At 58.4% G+C, this 19,104-nt stretch carries 15 protein-coding genes; 8 read left to right on the forward strand and 7 right to left on the reverse strand.

Going from position 1 to position 19,104, the window contains the following annotated elements; translation table 11 throughout:
* The first annotated feature begins 174 nt into the window (after positions 1 to 174).
* From ACGJAX_RS13995 to ACGJAX_RS14015, 5 genes are all read left to right on the forward strand, one after another.
* Positions 175 to 699 (forward strand): DUF2059 domain-containing protein, encoded by a 525-nt coding sequence (locus ACGJAX_RS13995; protein WP_090317856.1) that lies wholly within the window; start codon positions 175 to 177, stop codon positions 697 to 699.
* Positions 700 to 711: 12 nt separating this feature from the next.
* Positions 712 to 1,008, forward strand: coding sequence for a BolA family transcriptional regulator (locus ACGJAX_RS14000; protein WP_090317859.1), 297 nt, complete (start codon positions 712 to 714; stop codon positions 1,006 to 1,008).
* Between the two features lie 166 nt (positions 1,009 to 1,174).
* Positions 1,175 to 2,116: a rhodanese-related sulfurtransferase gene (locus ACGJAX_RS14005; protein WP_090317862.1), complete on the forward strand. Its 942-nt coding sequence runs from the start codon at positions 1,175 to 1,177 to the stop codon at positions 2,114 to 2,116.
* A gap of 39 nt (positions 2,117 to 2,155) precedes the next feature.
* A complete protein-coding gene (locus tag ACGJAX_RS14010; RefSeq protein WP_174552473.1) occupies positions 2,156 to 2,758 on the forward strand; it encodes a DsbA family protein in 603 nt (200 codons plus the stop codon).
* Positions 2,751 to 4,568 (forward strand): ATP-binding cassette domain-containing protein, encoded by a 1,818-nt coding sequence (locus ACGJAX_RS14015; RefSeq protein ID WP_390959498.1) that lies wholly within the window; start codon positions 2,751 to 2,753, stop codon positions 4,566 to 4,568. The genes ACGJAX_RS14010 and ACGJAX_RS14015 overlap by 8 nt, the downstream gene beginning before the upstream one ends.
* Before the next feature lies 1 nt (position 4,569).
* Here ACGJAX_RS14015 and ACGJAX_RS14020 read toward each other — a convergent pair whose 3' ends face one another.
* Both ACGJAX_RS14020 and ACGJAX_RS14025 read right to left on the reverse strand, forming a co-directional pair.
* On the reverse strand, positions 4,570 to 6,438 hold the full coding sequence (locus ACGJAX_RS14020) for a hypothetical protein (protein WP_390959500.1): 1,869 nt from the start codon (positions 6,436 to 6,438) through the stop codon (positions 4,570 to 4,572).
* 453 nt (positions 6,439 to 6,891) lie between these two features.
* Positions 6,892 to 9,021 carry a hypothetical protein gene (locus tag ACGJAX_RS14025; protein WP_390959502.1) on the reverse strand — a complete coding sequence of 710 codons (2,130 nt, stop codon included), beginning with the start codon at positions 9,019 to 9,021 and terminating at the stop codon, positions 6,892 to 6,894.
* A gap of 180 nt (positions 9,022 to 9,201) precedes the next feature.
* Between ACGJAX_RS14025 and ACGJAX_RS14030 the strand changes: the two genes are divergently transcribed.
* Both ACGJAX_RS14030 and ACGJAX_RS14035 read left to right on the forward strand, forming a co-directional pair.
* A complete protein-coding gene (locus tag ACGJAX_RS14030; protein ID WP_090317881.1) occupies positions 9,202 to 11,661 on the forward strand; it encodes an EAL domain-containing protein in 2,460 nt (819 codons plus the stop codon).
* Between the two features lie 78 nt (positions 11,662 to 11,739).
* Complete coding sequence (locus tag ACGJAX_RS14035; RefSeq protein ID WP_390959504.1) at positions 11,740 to 12,501, forward strand: iron-containing redox enzyme family protein; 762 nt, start codon at positions 11,740 to 11,742, stop codon at positions 12,499 to 12,501.
* A gap of 137 nt (positions 12,502 to 12,638) precedes the next feature.
* On the opposite strand, the gene ACGJAX_RS14040 is transcribed toward ACGJAX_RS14035, so the two are convergent.
* The 5 genes from ACGJAX_RS14040 to ACGJAX_RS14060 all read right to left on the reverse strand — a co-directional run bounded on the left by ACGJAX_RS14040 (position 12,639) and on the right by ACGJAX_RS14060 (position 17,615).
* Positions 12,639 to 13,565 (reverse strand): GGDEF domain-containing protein, encoded by a 927-nt coding sequence (locus tag ACGJAX_RS14040; RefSeq protein ID WP_247255388.1) that lies wholly within the window; start codon positions 13,563 to 13,565, stop codon positions 12,639 to 12,641.
* 361 nt (positions 13,566 to 13,926) lie between these two features.
* Positions 13,927 to 14,667, reverse strand: a complete 741-nt coding sequence (locus tag ACGJAX_RS14045) for a YciK family oxidoreductase (protein ID WP_247255389.1) — start codon at positions 14,665 to 14,667, stop codon at positions 13,927 to 13,929.
* Positions 14,668 to 14,842: 175 nt separating this feature from the next.
* A complete protein-coding gene (gene mupP, locus ACGJAX_RS14050) occupies positions 14,843 to 15,514 on the reverse strand; it encodes an N-acetylmuramic acid 6-phosphate phosphatase MupP (protein ID WP_090317892.1) in 672 nt (223 codons plus the stop codon).
* Positions 15,515 to 15,518: 4 nt separating this feature from the next.
* On the reverse strand, positions 15,519 to 16,217 hold the full coding sequence (ubiG, locus tag ACGJAX_RS14055) for a bifunctional 2-polyprenyl-6-hydroxyphenol methylase/3-demethylubiquinol 3-O-methyltransferase UbiG (protein ID WP_008017781.1): 699 nt from the start codon (positions 16,215 to 16,217) through the stop codon (positions 15,519 to 15,521).
* Positions 16,218 to 16,280: 63 nt separating this feature from the next.
* Positions 16,281 to 17,615, reverse strand: coding sequence for a TRZ/ATZ family hydrolase (locus tag ACGJAX_RS14060; RefSeq protein ID WP_390959507.1), 1,335 nt, complete (start codon positions 17,613 to 17,615; stop codon positions 16,281 to 16,283).
* 108 nt (positions 17,616 to 17,723) lie between these two features.
* On the opposite strand from ACGJAX_RS14060, the gene mtnA reads away from it, so the two are divergent.
* Positions 17,724 to 18,800, forward strand: a complete 1,077-nt coding sequence (gene mtnA / locus ACGJAX_RS14065) for an S-methyl-5-thioribose-1-phosphate isomerase (RefSeq protein ID WP_390959509.1) — start codon at positions 17,724 to 17,726, stop codon at positions 18,798 to 18,800.
* Positions 18,801 to 19,104: the final 304 nt, after the last annotated feature.

The raw sequence follows: 19,104 nt of genomic DNA on the forward strand, positions 1-19,104 counted from the left end.
TTCGATTGCGCAGTTTAGGCCGTGATCGACGGCCGTGGTTCCATCAGTCTGGATTGTGTCCATTCAACCCCTCTAAATCAGGCGCGACAAGGCTTGGGGTTGAGTGACACACTTTTTTAGGCGCAGAATGGACGTCCTTGGGGTTTTACCTCGCCTGCTAGAAAAGGAAACTCGATGACTCGTCTTCGTGCCATCTGTACCGCGGTTGCACTGGTTTGCGCCAGCGGCCAGGTTTTTGCCGATACCGCCAGCCACAACGCCAGTGCCGAGGCTTTCCTGACCCTGGCGCACGCTGACAAATTGGGCACTCCGGTGTACATGCAAGTTCAGCAGATGTTCGCTCAACGCTTCCAGCAAACCAAAGCCCCGGATTCGAAAAAAGCCGTACTCGAAACCTACCAGGCCAAGGCTAACGCCGCCCTGGACCAGGCCATTGGCTGGAACAAGCTCAAGCCAGACATGGTCAAGCTCTACACCAGCAACTTCACCGAGTCCGAACTCAAGGACCTGGTGGCGTTCTACCAGTCGCCACTGGGCAAGAAAGTCCTGGAAAAAATGCCGCAGCTGACTCAGCAATCGGCCCAGATGACTCAAGCCAAGCTGGAAAGCGCGGTGCCTGTGGTCAACAAGCTGCTGGCGGACATGACCGACGAGCTGACGCCGAAAGACGCGACCGCTCCAGCCAAGAAAAAGCCTTAAGCGGAGTCTGGTATGACCATGCAACAACGCATCGAATCGACGCTGGGTCTGCTACAGCCCCAGCATCTACAGGTGCTCGATGAAAGCCACATGCACAGTCGCGGGCTGCAGACCCATTACAAGGCCGTCGTGGTCAGCGAGCAGTTTGCCGGGCTCAGCCGCGTCAAGCGTCACCAGAAAGTCTATGGCACGCTGGGCGAACTGATGGGCGAATTCCATGCGTTGGCACTGCATACCTATACGCCTGAGGAGTGGGCGCAGATCGATGCGGCTCCGGCCTCGCCGACCTGTGCCGGCGGCAGCCATTAATGTGATGGGCTGTTGTGGCGAGGGAGCAAACTCCCTGGCCACAAAGTCATCTCGCCGTCCTAAAGCACACGGTTTTTGTTAGAATCTGCAACGCGCCGCTCACCCGGCGCGTTTTTTTTCGCATCCGGTTCACCCCTTACGAGGGTAGCCACCTGGAGAATCACCCATGACACAACAGATTGTCGTGGCGGCACTGTATAAGTTCGTCACCCTGGAAAATTACGTCGACCTGCGCGAGCCCCTGCTCAAGGCGATGGTCGACAACGGCATCAAAGGCACGCTGCTGATCGCCGAAGAGGGCATCAACGGCACCGTGTCCGGCAGCCGTGAAGGCATCGACGGGCTCATGGCCTGGCTCAAGAACGACCCGCGCATGGACGACATCGATCACAAAGAGTCGTACTGCGACGAGCAGCCGTTCTATCGCACCAAAGTCAAACTCAAGAAAGAAATCGTTACCCTGGGCGTGGAAGGTGTGGACCCGAACAAAAAGGTCGGCACCTATGTTGATCCGCAGGACTGGAACGCGCTGATCAGCGATCCGGAAGTGTTGTTGATCGACACCCGCAACGACTATGAAGTGTCGATCGGCACCTTTGAAGGGGCCATCGACCCGAAAACCACCAGTTTTCGCGAATTTCCCGATTACATCAAAGCCAACTTCGACCCGGCCGTGCACAAGAAGGTCGCGATGTTCTGCACCGGCGGCATTCGTTGCGAAAAGGCTTCGAGCTATATGCTCAGTGAAGGCTTCGATGAGGTTTATCACCTCAAGGGAGGCATCCTGAAGTACCTCGAAGAGGTGCCGCAGGAAGAAACCAAATGGCAGGGCGACTGCTTCGTGTTCGATAACCGCGTGACCGTTCGTCACGATCTGAGCGAAGGCGACTACGATCAATGCCACGCCTGCCGTACGCCGGTCAGCGTCGAAGACCGTGCATCCGAACATTACGTGGCCGGTATCAGTTGCCCGCATTGCTGGGACAAACTGAGCGAGAAAACCCGTCGCAGCGCCATCGATCGGCAAAAGCAGATCGAACTGGCCAAGGCTCGCAACATGCCTCACCCGATCGGCTACAACTACAAGCAAATCAACTCCGAGGCTTGAATCATGTCTGCATGTCGCCTGCTCTACGTGATGGACCCAATGTGCTCCTGGTGCTGGGGCTTTGCGCCGGTGGCCAACGCGCTGGTCGAGCAGGCGCAGGCAGCGGGGGTGGACGTGCATCTGGTGGTGGGCGGGTTGCGCACCGGCAGTGGCGCGGCGCTTGAACCGACCACCCGGCGTTACATCCTTGAACACTGGCAGGCGGTCACCGAGGCCACCGGCCAGCCATTCAAGCTGGAAGGTGCCTTGCCGGATGGATTCGTCTATGACACCGAACCCGCCTGTCGGGCGCTGGTGACGGCGCGCGGTTTGGCGCCGGATTGCGCCTGGAAACTGCTGGGGCTGATTCAGCATGCGTTTTACGCTGAAGGTCGCGATGTCACTCACGCCAGCGTTCTGGTGGAGCTGGCGGAGCGGGCCGGCCTGCCGCGCATCGAGTTCGCCGCAGCGTTCGATCGTGCCGATACACACGCCGCAACGGCTGCCGATTTCACCTGGGTCCAGGACTTGGGCATTGCCGGTTTCCCGACCTTGCTGGCTGAGCGAAATGGTCAATTGGCGCTGCTGACCAATGGTTATCAGCCGCTCAGTGTGCTTTCCCCGTTGCTCGGCCGCTGGCTGGAGCGCGCTGCCTGTGCATGACCTGCCCGACGACAGCGCAAGCGTAAAACGTGTCGATCGGTTGAGCTGGGCGGAAATCCGTCGTCTGGCGCTTCATCACAAGAAATCCCTGTGGATCGCCAACGGCGTGGCCGTGCTGGCGACCTTGTGCAGTGTGCCCATCCCTTTGCTCTTGCCATTGCTGGTGGACGAAGTGTTGCTCGGCCACGGTGACGCTGCGCTGAAAATCATGAACCACGCGCTGCCGGGAGCCTGGCAGAAGGCTCCCGGGTACATTGGCCTGATGCTGCTGGTGACCCTCACGCTGCGTTGCGCTGCCTTGCTGTTTAACGTGGTGCAGGCGCGGCTGTTCGCGGCGCTGGCCAAGGACATCGTCTACCGCATACGCATCCGTCTGATTGAGCGCCTCAAGCGTATTTCGCTGGGGGAATACGAAAGCCTGGGCAGCGGCACGGTGACCACGCACCTGGTCACCGACCTGGACACCCTGGACAAGTTCGTCGGCGAAACCCTCAGCCGTTTCCTCGTGGCCATGCTGACGCTGGTGGGGACCGCGGGCATTCTGATGTGGATGCACTGGAAACTGGCGCTGCTGATTCTGTTGTTCAACCCACTGGTGATCTACGCCACGGTGCAGTTGGGCAAGCGGGTCAAGCACCTGAAGAAGCTCGAGAACGACAGTACCTCGCGCTTCACCCAGGCGTTGACCGAAACCCTTGATGCTATCCAGGAAGTGCGTGCCGGCAACCGTCAGGGTTTTTTCCTCGGTCGCCTCGGGCTGCGAGCCAGGGAAGTCCGTGATTACGCGGTGAGTTCGCAATGGAAAACCGATGCCTCAAACCGCGCCAGCGGCTTGTTGTTCCAGTTCGGTATCGATATTTTCCGCGCCGCGGCAATGCTGACGGTGCTGTTCTCGGACCTGTCCATCGGCCAGATGCTCGCGGTCTTCAGCTACCTGTGGTTCATGATCGGGCCGGTTGAACAGCTGTTGAACCTGCAATACGCCTATTACGCTGCGGGCGGTGCCCTGTCTCGAATCAACGAACTGCTGTCCCGCGCCGATGAGCCGGGGTACCCCAAAGGGGTCGATCCGTTCAATGGCCGCGAGACGGTGGGCATCGAGGTTCAGGGCTTGAGTTTCGGCTACGGTGACGAGCTGGTGTTGAACCAGATGAACCTGTCGATCGCCCCCGGCGAGAAAGTCGCGATCGTCGGGGCCAGTGGCGGTGGCAAGAGCACCCTGGTGCAACTGCTGCTGGGCTTGTACACGCCACTGGCCGGCACCATTCGTTTCGGCGGTTCGACTCAGCAAGAGATCGGTCTGGAAACGGTCCGGGAAAACGTCGCCGTAGTCCTGCAACACCCGGCGCTGTTCAACGACACCGTGCGCGCCAACCTGACCATGGGCCGCGAACGCAGTGACGAAGCGTGCTGGCATGCGCTGGAAATCGCGCAGTTGCACGCCACGATACGAGAACTGCCCAATGGCCTGGACAGCATCGTCGGGCGCTCCGGCGTGCGCCTGTCCGGTGGTCAGCGGCAACGCCTGGCCATTGCGCGGATGGTGCTGGCTGAGCCGAAAGTGGTGATCCTCGATGAGGCTACTTCGGCGCTGGACGCCGCCACCGAATACAACCTGCATCAAGCGATGGCGCGGTTCCTGAGTAACCGCACCACGCTGATCATCGCCCACCGACTGTCGGCGGTGAAGCAGGCCGACAGGGTGCTGGTGTTCGACGGTGGGCAAATCGCCGAGGATGGCGACCACCAGCAGTTGATCGCTGAGGGTGGCCTGTATGCCAAGCTTTATGGGCATTTGCAGCAGTTGTAGGTCAATTCCACAACACTTGGAGCGCATTTTCCCCGCCGTCGTAACCGAACTCCTTCACCACGATCGAGCATGACTCGCAAGGGCGCATTGTCGTAGCGACGTCGACGGATTTGATCGTTGCAGGATCGGGGTATTTTTCCCGAATCACGCGGATCAACTTGCTTTCGCTGTCCAGAGACGTGGGCTTGGCCGTTTGCACTGGCTTGTAGGTCCCTATGTCCTTGATGGTCGTCGGCACGGCCAGCAGCTTGCCTTGATTGGTCACATCAAGGGATGTAACAGGAAAGTGTTGATTCAGGTCGATGTTGAAGTAGACGGTATCGCCGACCCTGACTTGATCCGCGCCCAGGTTCTGCTTGAACAGCGGCAAATGACTGGTCGCTTGCTGGCCCCCTGAAACGCTGACATAAACTTCCCGTTGCCCGGCAGTGGTCATGACCTCGGCGTAGGCGATGTTCCTCGGGTTGTAGGAGCGTTGGCGCCGAGGGATCAGTTGGTGGAGCTTTTCCATGGTCTGGTTGATCCGCAGCGCGCTGTTCACGTTGCTGGCATCGATGGTCGGCGACTCGAACAGGGTATCGAAAATATGCGCCGTTCTTTGCCGCAGAGCTTCCGGGGCGTCCTTGCTTCGGCTCCAGGACGTGGCGCCTTGCGGCAATTGCGTGACGATCATTCGGGTCGAATGATCGAACATCAACGCCTCTCCAGGGCTGGTGTCTACCTTCAAGTGTTTCATGCTGGTCGCCGGGATCGGGTTCGTTCCGATGGGAATGGCGATCTCCTCCATGGTTTTCATTGCTCGCGAAATGGCTTCGACCCCGTGGATGCGCGCGATGTTATTGGCACTCAGCGATCCGGCGTAGACCAATAACAATTCCTCTCCCAGCGTGCCTTCGGCCATGTCGGGTTTGAGCAGGCGTTTCAAGGTCAGCGGCTCGCTCAAGCTTTGTCCCTTGGGTACTGTCGCGACGTAATACTTATCGGTGTTGATCCGGGTAAACACATAAGTGCTGGACTCATCGAGGGACGGCACCAGAATGGCCCCGATCTGATGTGAGTCCTCAGCGCCCTCATAGACGCCTTTAACCTCTATGCGGCCGTAAATACCTTTACGGAACATCAGACTGGCCGGTATTTCTTTGCTCGGTACCAGCCATTTCTTGGCAAAGCCGAGTTGGCTGATGTCACCTTTGTAGAGGCTCGGGACGCCATCGGTGATGTAATAAAGATTACCTTCATGGGTCAGAAACTGACCTGCATGAGGCGGTCGCTCAACCGGCACGGATACCCGGTCGCCAAACCATGGCGCGTAATCTTTGGTTTCGTCGAACGAACCGATTTCCGGCGTGGGAGCCGGCTCGCTCGTCACAAAACTGCTGAGGCAATCACTCTTGCCGTTTGGCGCGCGACGTGGCCGGCAGGGCACCAGGGTCAATGCGTTGCTGTCATCGATCAGGTCGACGCGGCGTAAATCATTGCCATCGAGTCGGTATGGCAAGTCGTCGATGAGTACCGTGGTGCGGCCATCGATTTCCAGCACTTCCCGGACACTGGTTTTCTCGGGTAATTCAACGAAGACATGCGCATCACTGTTCTTCAGTGGGGGGTAGCTGGAACGACCCAGCGAGAGATCGTGGGCGTGAGTCGTCAGCAACGGCCCGAATGGGCGAGAGGACAGCGGATCGATCAGGTAGTGCCGGAATCCCAATGGCACAACGTTACGCACGGGGACGTCTTCAATGCCTTTGACGATGGCAAGTTGATCGGCATCTGTCAGCGGGCGCCAATGCCCCGGATCGGTCATCTGGGTCAGGCCGTGGGGGAAATCGTACTCATCAGCCCGTCCGGCCAGCTTCTTGAGTTTGAACATTGCTTTGTTTTCGAGATGACTCAATGCGCGGCTGCCCGCTCGAACGCCCCGAACAGACGACTTCAGAAGGGTAGGCAGGGCGTCCAGAGGATTGAAATTTCTCAGATTGGCGGTCAGAAGGTTCGTCGAAAGCTTGCCCAGAGAGGGAAGCGTTGCCCGAATTCCCATTCGGCCGGCCTGGATGGCCAGCCTCATGCTGCCAGCGGCGAACTTCCCCAAAGGCAGGGCAAAGGAAACGACATCGACAATCAGCCCTATCACCCCGAGGACTCGATTGCCGAATTTGTCGGATTGCAAATCGTCGAGGCTGCCCCAGAACGGGATGAAGGGTTTTAGCTCGTACAGCCAGTGTTTTTCATCACGATCACGCTCGAATTTCGTTTCTCCCCAGGCTTGGGCCCGCAGTTCCTTTTCGTCGAGATAGAACAGGTTTTTCGAAATGAAAGAGGCAATTTACCGGGAGCGGGACGAGGACAGCGTCAGGTTCGCGGTGATGTCGTGATGTGCCAGCGGGATCAATGAACAGCTAAGGGGGTCGCCCAGTTGTTCGAGAATGGCGTAGCAGGTCGCTCCCTGCTTCGGTTTTATGCCTTTCTTGTGGGCTTCCCAATCGAACGGCAGTTTGTTGCCACCCGTAATGGGGATAACGTTGTAGTCGTCATCGAAAAAATCGGGAACAAGGAAGTTTTTGCGGTAGCCACCGACCATTTTGACTGAAACATCTGTTCGTATCCGTATCAATCCAGCGCGGGGAAGGCACTCGTAAAACGACGCCTTGCCGCGATAATCGGCTCGCAGAACGAACCCCATGCGCGCTCGGAGGGGCATTATCAGTTCACTGGTCTCGTCATCCGCTTTGATTTTCGAGGTTTCTTCCCTCAGGGTGTAGACCCTGACTTCTCCATGTTCCAGAGCCTGGCGATCAACCCAGGGCAACGTCACGAGCTGGTTTTTGATCAAGGTTTCATAGGCATCTTTGGCTTTATCGAGATAGCTGCTGAAGCGTTTGTCGAACAGGGCCGGAACGTCGGGCAGGGATACGTCGGGGGGAATTAAAAGAAATGGTTTGGGGTCAGTGTGCTGCTTCGTAAGGCCATGCTCGAGAGTGCCCTTGCTTGACAGACTTATCCAGAAAGTCCCGATCTTGCCGTCGTTGCTGACATACCACTTTGTGTTGGGCGACAAGCCGCCCGAAGCGTACACCTCAACCAGGGGGTAGGTTCTTCCTGGTACCGTCGGCGTCTCGATCACGTTTCGTTCTACGCGTTTTCCAGCGTAGCCGTCGTCGCGCATCAGTCTTATGTCGTGCGGGCCAACCAATCGGCCGCTAAACGCCTCTTTCAGGCATTTACTGGCGAGCTCCAACCGCTGTGGCGGTTCTACCGTCATCTGGATAATCGCCGCATTCAATTGCTTCGTGTATTTTTCCAGAGCGTTGATCGGGTCGGACAAGGCTTCTGTCGCAGTCTCGTGGGTCGGAGCAATGGCACCTGTGGCCCTGGTCCACTCGCGGGCAGCGGCGAGTCGCGTCAATGCAATCAGATCAAGCAACGCTTTTGGGGCCTTTTCACTTTTGCGCAAGGGTAAATCCACCAGTTGCTGAAACGTCAGACGCTGCAGCAGTCCCGGATCGAGGGCGTGTGCGAGCGTGGCGCCATGGACAAAGTTGACCCAGACGACGGAGGTCGCATAGGGAAGATCTTGCGGAATGTTGCGCACCTGAAACTCAATCGGAAACTGTCGCAGCAGCAAACGCCCGAGCACGATTTTTTCCAGGGGCGTGGTGACTTGCCCCGAATCGAGCAGATGATTCTCGAATTCACTGCGAAGACGTTGATAGCTTTTGCCTTGGTTGGCACGTTGTTGCAGACGATAGCCGGCAATGGTGTCGGGTGATTCGGTGGGGGACGGGCTGTACCAGACAAGCAGTGCTTGGGCCAGAAGCCGGGGGCCGATACCCGGAGCAGGATTTTCACCGGGACGAGCGCCGTACCAGCCCAATGCGTCGATCAAGCGTTGGGTCAGATAACGAGCCTTATGGCTGTCGAGCAAGCGCAGCAGGCAGACTTCGGGCGTCAATCGCATCTGTTCGGGGGTAACGTCCGGATCAGCCTCTCTTGCCAGGCGGTCAATGATGGGCGTTTCTTCATCACCCAGAACCAGGCTGATTTCGTTATCGATCTTCGAACGATCGTCGGCAGACAAAAGGCGGCTGATATCAAGGCCCTGTTCCAGACCCAGCCGGTGGTTCGCGCTTCTTTCTTCCAGCTCGCGAATCAATGGGGCAAGGGTTGTGGCATCTTGATGCTCAGGCACTGTAAGCCCGTAGTACTTCAAGATATGCGTGAGGCACAGCAGGCGATCTGGACGAACCTCTGCGCCGACGCTCTGAACCACTTCGGCGATATGCGCACTTCCTTTGTCGAACTCTAGAGCCAGCGGCGAAAAGGGCTTTGGGGTCAGATAAGTGTTGTCTGTATGGATGCCTGAGGTGGGTATTTTGCGCAGTTGCGACAGTAAGGAATCGTATTCCGCCAGTTGCCCGGCGTGATGCTGTTCTGAAGTTGAAGTCGGTAATTGCATGACGGGTTCCGCTCTCGAATGGAAAGAGCGCCAGCTTCAACACTTCAAGCCGCTTCGAGGCGGTATATATATCTTGGCCTCCCTAAATATCCCGGCTTGCCGGGAATGAGATCAGCCCCTAGTCTAGCTGTAGCGATTACGTCCGGAAGACGATCAAGTAGTGCTTATGCAAGGGACCTCATGAATCAAACGCGGACACTCGGAACGCCACGGTTGTTGGGCATTGTCTGGCCATTTATCGCCGTTGTGGTGTTTCAAGCCTTGTTGGGTGGCGTTAGCCTTTATGTGCTGTCGGCGGTTCGCGGCTATGTCGCCGGTGAAAGCCTGTGGTCCAAAGGCCAAAAAGACGCCATCTATTACCTCAATCTGTACGCCGACAGTCGTGACGCCTCGATTTTCCGCAAATACCAGAATGCGATTTCCGTGCCCCAGGGTGGTCACGAGTTGCGGGTAGCGCTGGATCATCAACCGCCGAATATCGAAGCGGCGCGCCTGGCGATTCTCAAAGGTGGCAACCATCCGGATGACGTTTCCAGTCTGATCTGGCTGTACCTCAATTTCCGCCACTTCAGTTACCTCGAAAAGGCCATCGATCTCTGGACGGTGGGAGATGCGTACCTGGTCAAGCTGGATGACGTTGCGCAGGATATGCATCAGCACATCTCCACCAGCCCGGCGTCCGATGACGATATCAAGCGCTGGAAGGCGCAGATTTTTGCGATCAACGATGAGGTGACACCCGCAGCAAAAGCCTTCAGTGACGCATTGGGAGAGGGGTCGCGAGTCATTCTGCGCCTGTTGCTGGTGACCAACCTCGCCACCGCGCTGGGCTTGATCGCGTTGGCCTTGATGCGCACCCACAAACTGCTCAAGCAACGCCACGCCTTCGCTGACGCTCTGCAACTGGAGAAGGACCGGGCGCAGATCACCCTGCAATCGATCGGCGACGGGGTGATTACCACCGACGTCGAAGGCGCCATTGCCTACATGAACCCGGCCGCCGAAGCCTTGACTCACTGGAAGGCCGAGCAGGCGACCGGATTGCCGCTGGCGGCCTTGTTCAATCTGCTGGACGAGAATGCCCAGACCGACGGTTTCACGTTGATCGAGCGCATTCTCAGTGGTCATCTCAGCGGTGGCAGTGAACATTCCAAGTTGATTCAACGCCTCGATGGCAGCACGGTGTCGGTCACGCTGGTCGGCGCGCCGATCCGCAACGCCGGCAAGGTCAGCGGCGCCGTACTGGTGCTGCACGACATGACGCAGGAACGGCAATACATCGCCAATCTGTCCTGGCAGGCCACCCACGATGCATTGACCGGGCTGGCCAACCGTCGCGAGTTCGAGTATCGCCTGGAGCAGGCACTGCACACGCTGACCCGGCAGGCGGGGCGTCATGCCCTGATGTTTCTCGATCTGGATCAATTCAAGCTGGTCAACGATACCTGTGGCCATGCCGCCGGTGACGAATTGCTGCGGCATATCTGCGCGCTGCTGCAATCGGGATTGCGTGAGGGCGATACCCTCGCCCGGTTGGGGGGTGACGAGTTCGGCATCCTGCTGGAGAACTGTGGGCCGGACGCGGCGGAGAAAGTCGCCGAGAGCCTGCGTCAGACCGTGCAGAATCTGCACTTTGTCTGGAAGGGCCGGCCATTCGTGACAACCGTGAGCATCGGCCTGGTGCATGTCGCGCAGAATCCGACCACCCTTGAAGCGTCGCTGCGCGCTGCCGACATGGCCTGCTACATGGCCAAGGAAAAAGGTCGTAACCGGGTTCAGGTCTACCATCCCGATGATTCGGAGTTGTCCCTGCGCTTTGGCGAAATGGCCTGGGTACAGCGCCTGCACATGGCGCTGGAAGAGGATCGCTTCTGCCTGTATGCCCAGGAGATTGCGCCGCTTGGCCATACCGATGCAGGCAGCGGGCATATCGAAATCCTGTTGCGCTTGCACGACGAGGCCGGGCGCATGATTTTGCCCGACAGCTTTATTCCGGCGGCCGAGCGCTATGGCCTGATGAGCTCGCTTGATCGTTGGGTCGTACAAAACGTGTTCAAGATCATTGCCCAGTGTCGCGCGGAAAAGCGCCACGGGCCACTGGCCATGTGTGCGATCAATCTGTCAGGCACAACCATCGGAGACGAGGCGTTTCTCGACTTCCTGCGTGAACAGTTCGTTACGTATTCGATACCGGCTGAAATGATTTGTTTTGAAATTACTGAAACCAGTGCTATTTCAAATCTTGGCAGCGCGATCAGATTCATCAATGAACTCAAGGGTTTAGGTTGCCTTTTTTCGCTGGACGATTTTTGCGCCGGAATGTCTTCATTCGCCTACCTGAAACATTTGCCTGTAGACTTCCTGAAGATCGACGGGAGTTTCGTAAAGGATATGCTGGACGACCCGATTAACCGCGCTATGGTCGAGGTGATCAATCACATCGGTCATGTCATGGGTAAGCGTACGATTGCCGAGTTTGTCGAGACGCCACTGATCGAGCAGGCATTGCTGGAGATCGGGGTGGATTACGCTCAAGGGTATGTCATTGAACGCCCGCAACTGTTTACCTGCGATAGTTTGCAAAGTCGTCCTGCCAGGCCTCAACCCTTGTTGTTCAGGGCGCCTGGCACGTTCCGTTGAAATCTCTTGCTGATCCTAACAATCACAATCAAAAGGAGCCCGACAGTGATCGACACATTCAACCGAACCGGACCACTCATGGAAGCTGCAAGTTATCCGGCCTGGGCCCAGCGCCTGATCCAGGATTGCAGCGAGAGCAAGCGCCGGGTTGTCGAACACGAACTGTATCAGCGCATGCGTGACAACAAGCTCAGTGCAAAGACCATGCGTCAGTATCTGATCGGTGGCTGGCCGGTGGTCGAACAGTTCGCGTTATACATGGCACAAAACCTGACCAAGACCCGCTTTGCCCGCCACCCGGGCGAAGACATGGCACGTCGCTGGCTGATGCGCAATATTCGCGTCGAATTGAACCACGCCGATTACTGGGTGAACTGGAGCCGTGCTCACGGCGTCACTCTGGAAGATCTGCAGGCGCAACAGGTAGCCCCCGAACTACACGCCTTGAGCCATTGGTGCTGGCACACCAGTTCCGCGGACTCGCTGATTGTGGCCATCGCCGCGACCAACTACGCCATTGAAGGTGCGACCGGGGAGTGGTCGGCGCTGGTGTGTTCCAGTGGCGTATACGCAGCCTCTTTCCCCGAGGAAGAGCGCAAACGCGCGATGAAGTGGCTGAAGATGCACGCCCAGTATGACGATGCCCATCCGTGGGAAGCACTGGAAATCATCTGCTCCCTGGCGGGCATGAACCCGAGCAAATCCCTGCAGATGGAATTGCGTCAGGCCGTGTGCAAGAGCTACGACTACATGTTCCTGTTCCTGGAGCGTTGCATGCAGCTGGAACTTGCGGAAAAAACGCCGGCAGCACGTGAGCGACTGGCGCTGGCCGAAAGCTGATCCGAGTAACATGCATTAAAACTGTGGGGGCGAGCCTGCTCGCGAAAACGGTTTATCAATCAACATTGATGTTGACTGGCATTCCATTTTCGCGAGCAGGCTCGCTCCCACATTGGTTATGCAGCCTTGCTGAAGACTCAACCCGCCATTGCCAACCGGTTACGCCCCTCGCGCTTGGCCACGTACAGCGCATTGTCAGCCCTTCGCAGCAGGCTCTCCACTGACTCACCAGGCAGCAGTGTCGAGCAGCCGAGGCTGACAGTCAGCCCGATCACCCGGCCATCGGCCTCATAGTCCTCAGCCTGCGCCGCCACCCGCAATCGTTCACCGATCATGGCCGCCGCCTCCCGGGAGGTGTTGGACAGCAGAATCAGGAACTCTTCGCCCCCGTAACGAAACACCATGTCCACGTTGCGCAACTGGCTTTTGATCGACGCGGCAACGGCTTTTAGCACCTCGTCACCGGCGCTGTGACCGTGGGTGTCATTGATTCGCTTGAAGTGATCGATGTCCAGCATCAGCAGGGATAACGGTTGCAGGTGGCGCCGAGACAGCTCGATTTCCCGCTGCAGCGTCTGGTCCATGGCGATACGGTTGCCGGTGTCAGTCAGCGGATCACGCAGTGCACTCTGGGTGGCGGCACGGTAAAGCAGGCTGTTGCGCATCGGATACAAGAGCGAGGCCAGCAGTGATTCGAGGTTGCCTTGTTCTTGCTCGGTGAAGCGCTGATTGCGGCGAAACACCAGTTCACCCAGGTGCTCGCCTTCATGGCTGAGGTTATAACTGATGGAGTGGTGGCCCCGTTGACCGAACTCCAGGCGCAAGTCGCTGCTCTTGTGCTGGTAGCTCAAGGCATCGAGTGGAACGAGTCGCTGAATTTCGCGGAAGAACAGCCCCAGAATGCGTTGTGGCTCAAGACTGGTTTGCAGCTGCAGGCTCAGTTGCTGGCGCAGTTGCGCAAGACTGAGTGGCCTTTCCAGGGACGGTTGCTGCTGACCAAAGCCCAGGCGTTGCAATTTGGCGCTATCAAAGTCAATTGCGTTGGTCTGGGAAGGTGATTTCATATGGCGTTCGCCCCTGAGCAGTAAGGCTGTCTTACAAGCTGGGTGAGAGCGGCTTTGGGCTGCACGTCATACTGGTCCGTCAGTCCCGTAGGACATTTCGTACAAGTCTAATCTGCTTTATCGCGGTTTAGTAACCTGTCGACTCAACCGCCGTTTGCCTGCTTTCACACTGCCTGTTTGAGCAAAGGTAGAGCGAAAGTCATGCCAGAGAGTTCGATTTATTAAAAATATTTCGAAATCAATAGGTTGGCGATAGCGGAAATGGTGGGGAAGACTTGTGCGGCATTTGTTTGACTGAAAACCCGCCGCGCCTAGTGTGCCGCGACGGGAAGTCGGCGCGGCACAAAAGCGACGCACGGTATTATTGAGCGTTGAACGCCTGGCCGTTAATGCCTGTGCTGTCCGGCCCCATCAGGTACAGATAGACCGGCATGATCTCTTCGGGCGTCGGGTTGTTCAGCGGGTTTTCCCCTGGATACGCCTGGGCACGCATGCTGGTCCGAGTAGCACCCGGGTTGATGCTGTTGGAGCGCACAGGGGCTACGGTGTCGACTTCATCGGCCAGGGTTTGCATCAGGCCTTCTGTGGCGAACTTCGAGACGCCGTATGCCCCCCAATAGGCACGGCCTTTGCGGCCGACGCTGCTGGAAGTGAAGACCACCGAAGCATCCTGGGACAGCTTGAGCAGTGGCAGCAATGTGCTGGTCAGCATGAACATGGCGTTGACGTTGACTTGCATGACTCGCATGAAGTTTTCGCCGGAGAGCTGTTCGATCGGTGTGCGCGGGCCGATGATCGACGCGTTGTGCAACAAGCCGTCGAGGTGGCCGAATTCACTTTCGATCATCGCTGCCAGTTCATCGTATTGATGGGGCAGGGCGGTTTCCAGATTGAACGGGATGACTGCGGGTTGCGGATGGCCGGCTGCTTCGATTTCGTCGTAGACCTGAGTCAGATTGGCCTCGGTCTTGCCCAGCAGCAGCACGGTTGCGCCATGGGCGGCATAGGTTTTCGCGGCGGCGGCGCCAATGCCACGACCGGCGCCGGTGACCAGGATAACCCGATCCTTGAGCAAGTCAGGGCGAGCGGAATAATCGAACATAAAAACCTCATCAAATCAGAATAGGAGCGACCGTTGCGCGGTCATTGTGAGAGCGAGCTTGCTCCGGGCGGCGTTCCGACGATGGTCGTCAACGATTACGCGACAAGCCTGATACCCCCACGGCGTCCTCAGGTCTTTCGCGAGCAAGCTCGCGCCTACAAAAAAACGGGGCAGCTCAGCAGCTACAAAGGGCGCTATCGAGCACCTTGCGCAACTCCAGCGGATGATCGACCACCACGTCCGCGCCCCAGTGCCGCGGGTTATCGTCCGGGTGGATATAGCCGAAAGTCACCGCCGCCGTCCGGGTGCCCGCATCGCGGCCCGATTCGATATCGCGCAGATCATCGCCGACGAACAACACGCTGGCCGGGTCGAGGTCGAGCATCTTGCAAGCGAGGATCAATGGCTCTGGATCCGGTTTACTGTTTTTCACGTGGTCGGGGCAGATCAGCAGGGCTGAACGCTCGGCCAGCCCGAGCTGCTGCATGATCGGCTCGGCAAAACGCAACGGCTTGTTGGTGACGACGCCCCAGATCAGGTTGGCCTTTTCGATGTCGGCCAGCAGTTCGTGCATGCCGTCGAACAATTTGCTATGGACGGCGCAACCCACCAGGTAGCGCTCAAGGAACTCCAGACGCAGTTCCTCGAATCCTGGCGACTCGGGGTCCATGGCGAAGGTCACGGCCACCATCGCCTTGGCGCCGCCCGAGATCTCGTCGCGGATGTGTTTGTCGTTCATCGGCGCCATGCCGCGGTCCGCTCGCATCGCCTGACAGATCGCAATGAAGTCTGGCGCGGTGTCGAGCAGGGTGCCGTCCATGTCGAAAAGAACTGCTCTGATTCGCATCGGCTTATTCCTCGCGCAGGGTCTGGATCATGTAGTTGACGTCTACGTCGGACGCCAGTTTGTAGTGCTTGGTCAGCGGGTTGTAGGTCAGGCCGATGATGTCTTTGACAGTCAGGCCGGCCATGCGGCTCCAGGCGCCAAGTTCGGAAGGGCGGATGAATTTCTTGAAGTCATGGGTGCCGCGCGGCAGCAGCTTCATGATGTATTCGGCACCGACGATGGCGAACAGGTACGCCTTGGGGTTGCGGTTGATGGTGGAGAAGAATACCTGGCCGCCAGGCTTGACCATGCGGAAGCAGGCGCGAATCACCGAGGATGGATCCGGCACGTGCTCGAGCATTTCCAGGCAGGTGACTACGTCGAACTGTTCCGGCATTTCTTCGGCCAGGGCTTCGGCGGTGATTTGCCGGTATTCGACGTTCACGCCGGACTCCAGTTGGTGCAACTGCGCGACCGCCAGTGGCGCTTCGCCCATGTCGATGCCCATCACCGTCGCGCCACGCTGGGCCATGGCCTCGCTGAGGATGCCGCCGCCGCAACCGACGTCCAGGACTTTCTTGCCGGCCAGGTTGACGCGTTCGTCAATCCAGTTGACCCGTAGCGGGTTGATATCGTGCAGCGGCTTGAATTCGCTTTCGCGGTCCCACCAGCGATGGGCTAGTGCTTCGAATTTGGCGATTTCGGCGTAGTCGACGTTGCTCATGGTTTAAATCCTCTGAAACTTGAAAAATCCTGTTGCCCCCGAAGTGTGGTCCGGGGGGGGGGCTTACGATTCGTTGCGGCCACTGATGCGCTGGCCCCAGGCCTTGGCGGTGGCGATTAGCTGTTGTTCATCCAGGCGCGTCAGGCGTCGGTCGTCCAGCAGTGGCTTGCCGGCGACCCAAAGGTGTTTCACGCAGTCCCGGCCCGTCGCGTAGATAAGTTGCGAAACAGGGTCGTAGACCGGTTGTTGGGCCAGGCCGGAAAGGTCGAACGCCACGATGTCAGCGGCCTTGCCGACTTCCAGCGAACCGGTCTCGGCTTCGATTCCCAGGGCCCGGGCGCCGTTGAGCGTGGCCATGCGCAGGGCGCGATGGGCATCCAGCGCGGTGGCCGAGCCGGCGACAGCCTTGGCCAGCAGGGCGGCGGTGCGGGTTTCGCCGAGCAAGTCCAGGTCGTTGTTGCTGGCCGAGCCATCGGTGCCGACGGCGACATTCACTCCAGCCTGCCACAAGCGTTCCACCGGGCAGAAACCGCTGGCCAGTTTCAGGTTCGACTCCGGGCAATGAATGACGTTGGTGTTGCTTTCTACCAGCAGCGCCAGGTCTTCATCGCTGATCTGGGTCATGTGAACGGCCTGGAAGCGAGGCCCGAGCAGGCCCAGTCGCGCGAGGCGAGCCAGTGGACGCTCGCCGCGCTGTTCGACCGACTGCTGTACTTCGAATGCGGTTTCATGCACGTGCATGTGAATTGAGGCGTCGAGTTCTTCGGTGATTACCCGGATTTTTTCCAGGGTTTCATCGCCCACGGTGTAGGGTGCATGGGGCCCAAAGGTGACTTTTATCCGGTCGTGGTGCTTGAGGTCGTTAAACAACTCGACGCCCTGACGAATGGCTTCGTCCGTTGTAATGGCGCCGGGGATGGGGAAATCAAGGATCGGGATCGCGATCTGTGCGCGAATGCCGCTGTTATGCACGCGTTCGCTGGCAACCTTCGGGAAGAAATACATGTCAGAGAAGCAGGTGATGCCACTTTTGATCTGCTCGGCGATGGCCAGGTCCGTGCCATCGCGGACAAAATCCTCGTCGACCCATTTGGCTTCGGCTGGCCAGATGTGGTTTTCCAGCCAGGTCATGAGCGGCAAATCATCGGCCAGACCGCGGAACAGGGTCATTGCCGCATGCCCGTGAGCGTTGATCAGCCCGGGGCTGAGCAAGATGTCCGGGAGTTCGCGCACTTCGCTTGCGTTAAGCTTCAGGGCGGCGGAACGTGGGCCGATAAAGACGATGCGCCCGTCGCGAATGCCCAGGCCATGGTCCTTCAGGACAACACCAGCGGGTTCGACGGGTACCAGCCAGGTCGGCAGTAATAACAGGTCGAGCGCAACGGCAGTGTTCGGCATCGAGGGTCGGTTCCAGTGCTTTTGTAAAGGATGGCGAAGTATACCCGAGCGTCTTCGCGGGGGGATCGCTATAATCGGCGGCTTTTGTTCATGAGTGCGGGGTGAGGGATGCGCGATCGACTGTTGGCTGCGGAGAAAGTGAAGGCCATCGATTGGCGTGATGGCGCCCTTTATCTGCTGGATCAGCGTATTTTGCCGTTCGAGGAGACCTGGATCGCCTACACCACCGCGGCTGGCGTGGCCGAGGCCATTCGCTCGATGGTGGTGCGCGGTGCGCCGGCAATCGGGATCAGCGCTGCCTATGGCGTCGTGCTGGCGGCGCGTGCGCGGTTTGCCGAGGGTGGTGACTGGCAGGCGGCGCTGGCCGAGGACTTTGCCCTGCTTGCCGATGCCCGTCCGACCGCGGTCAACCTCTTCTGGGCGCTGGGCCGTATGCAAGAGCGGCTCGATCGCCTGAAAAATCATGCCGATCCGCTGGCTGTCCTGGAAGCCGAGGCTATCGCCATTCATGAAAGTGATCGCGAAGCCAATCTCACCATGGCACAGCTGGGTGTCGACCTTATCCGCAAGCATCAGGGCAACGCCCAGGCCATCCTCACCCACTGCAACACCGGCGCGCTGGCCACCGGTGGCTTCGGTACGGCGCTGGGGGTGATTCGCGGGGCCTTCATCGAGGGCATGGTTGAGCGTGTCTATGCCGGCGAAACCCGTCCATGGTTGCAGGGCTCGCGATTGACGGCGTGGGAATTGGCCAATGAAGGCATTCCCGTCACCCTCAATGCCGACTCTGCTGCGGCGCACATCATGAAGACCAAGGGCATTACCTGGGTGATCGTTGGTGCGGACCGGATCACTGCCAATGGCGACGTGGCGAACAAGATCGGCACCTATCAACTGGCGGTCAATGCCATGCACCACGGCGTGCGTTTCATGGTGGTGGCGCCGAGTTCGACCATCGACATGAGCCTGGCCAGCGGTGACGACATCCCGATTGAAGAACGTGATGGTCGCGAGTTGCTGGACGTCGGTGGCAAACGGGTTGGGGCGGATGTCGAGGCGTTCAACCCGGTGTTCGATGTGACGCCGGCGGATCTGATCGACGCCATCGTCACCGAAAAGGGCATCGTCGAAAGGCCGGATACCGCGAAAATGACCCAGTTGATGTGCCGTAAGCGTCTGCACTGATTTTTTCGGTGCCTGTTAAATCATCATCGCGGGCAAGCTCTCTCCCACAGGTCTTGTGAGCGCCACAGAACCCTGTGGGAGCGGGCTTGCCCGCTATGACGCCCTAAAAGGCGATGGATTAGCCTGATTCAGCCTGAAAAACTTCAATCAATAAGGCTCTAAGCCTCTCTGATCCCCTTCAAGCCTGTCACCGGTCAACTAACTATGCTCCATGCGCATCAGGGGGATAGGTGCGTGGCGGCTCTTGTGATAACATCCGGCGGTTTCCAAGGTTGCCCCAAGGGGTGGCCTTTACTGCGCAGAT

This window comes from Pseudomonas moorei (genome assembly GCF_042846945.1).
GTDB lineage: Bacteria > Pseudomonadota > Gammaproteobacteria > Pseudomonadales > Pseudomonadaceae > Aquipseudomonas > Aquipseudomonas moorei.

Bases quoted from the DNA above. Each gene is read 5' to 3' on its own strand.
- ACGJAX_RS14020 (WP_390959500.1), bottom strand. From the start codon at position 6,438: ATGTTCAAACTCAAGAAGCTGGCCGGACGGGCTGATGAGTACGATTTC.
- ACGJAX_RS14045 (WP_247255389.1), bottom strand. From the start codon at position 14,667: ATGTTCGATTATTCCGCTCGCCCTGACTTGCTCAAGGATCGGGTTATC.
- ACGJAX_RS14005 (WP_090317862.1), top strand. From the start codon at position 1,175: ATGACACAACAGATTGTCGTGGCGGCACTGTATAAGTTCGTCACCCTG.
- ACGJAX_RS14030 (WP_090317881.1), top strand. From the start codon at position 9,202: ATGAATCAAACGCGGACACTCGGAACGCCACGGTTGTTGGGCATTGTC.
- mtnA (WP_390959509.1), top strand. From the start codon at position 17,724: ATGCGCGATCGACTGTTGGCTGCGGAGAAAGTGAAGGCCATCGATTGG.
- ubiG (WP_008017781.1), bottom strand. From the start codon at position 16,217: ATGAGCAACGTCGACTACGCCGAAATCGCCAAATTCGAAGCACTAGCC.
- ACGJAX_RS14060 (WP_390959507.1), bottom strand. From the start codon at position 17,615: ATGCCGAACACTGCCGTTGCGCTCGACCTGTTATTACTGCCGACCTGG.
- ACGJAX_RS14040 (WP_247255388.1), bottom strand. From the start codon at position 13,565: ATGAAATCACCTTCCCAGACCAACGCAATTGACTTTGATAGCGCCAAA.
- ACGJAX_RS14010 (WP_174552473.1), top strand. From the start codon at position 2,156: ATGTGCTCCTGGTGCTGGGGCTTTGCGCCGGTGGCCAACGCGCTGGTC.
- ACGJAX_RS14000 (WP_090317859.1), top strand. From the start codon at position 712: ATGACCATGCAACAACGCATCGAATCGACGCTGGGTCTGCTACAGCCC.
- ACGJAX_RS14025 (WP_390959502.1), bottom strand. From the start codon at position 9,021: ATGCAATTACCGACTTCAACTTCAGAACAGCATCACGCCGGGCAACTG.
- mupP (WP_090317892.1), bottom strand. From the start codon at position 15,514: ATGCGAATCAGAGCAGTTCTTTTCGACATGGACGGCACCCTGCTCGAC.
- ACGJAX_RS14035 (WP_390959504.1), top strand. From the start codon at position 11,740: ATGGAAGCTGCAAGTTATCCGGCCTGGGCCCAGCGCCTGATCCAGGAT.
- ACGJAX_RS13995 (WP_090317856.1), top strand. From the start codon at position 175: ATGACTCGTCTTCGTGCCATCTGTACCGCGGTTGCACTGGTTTGCGCC.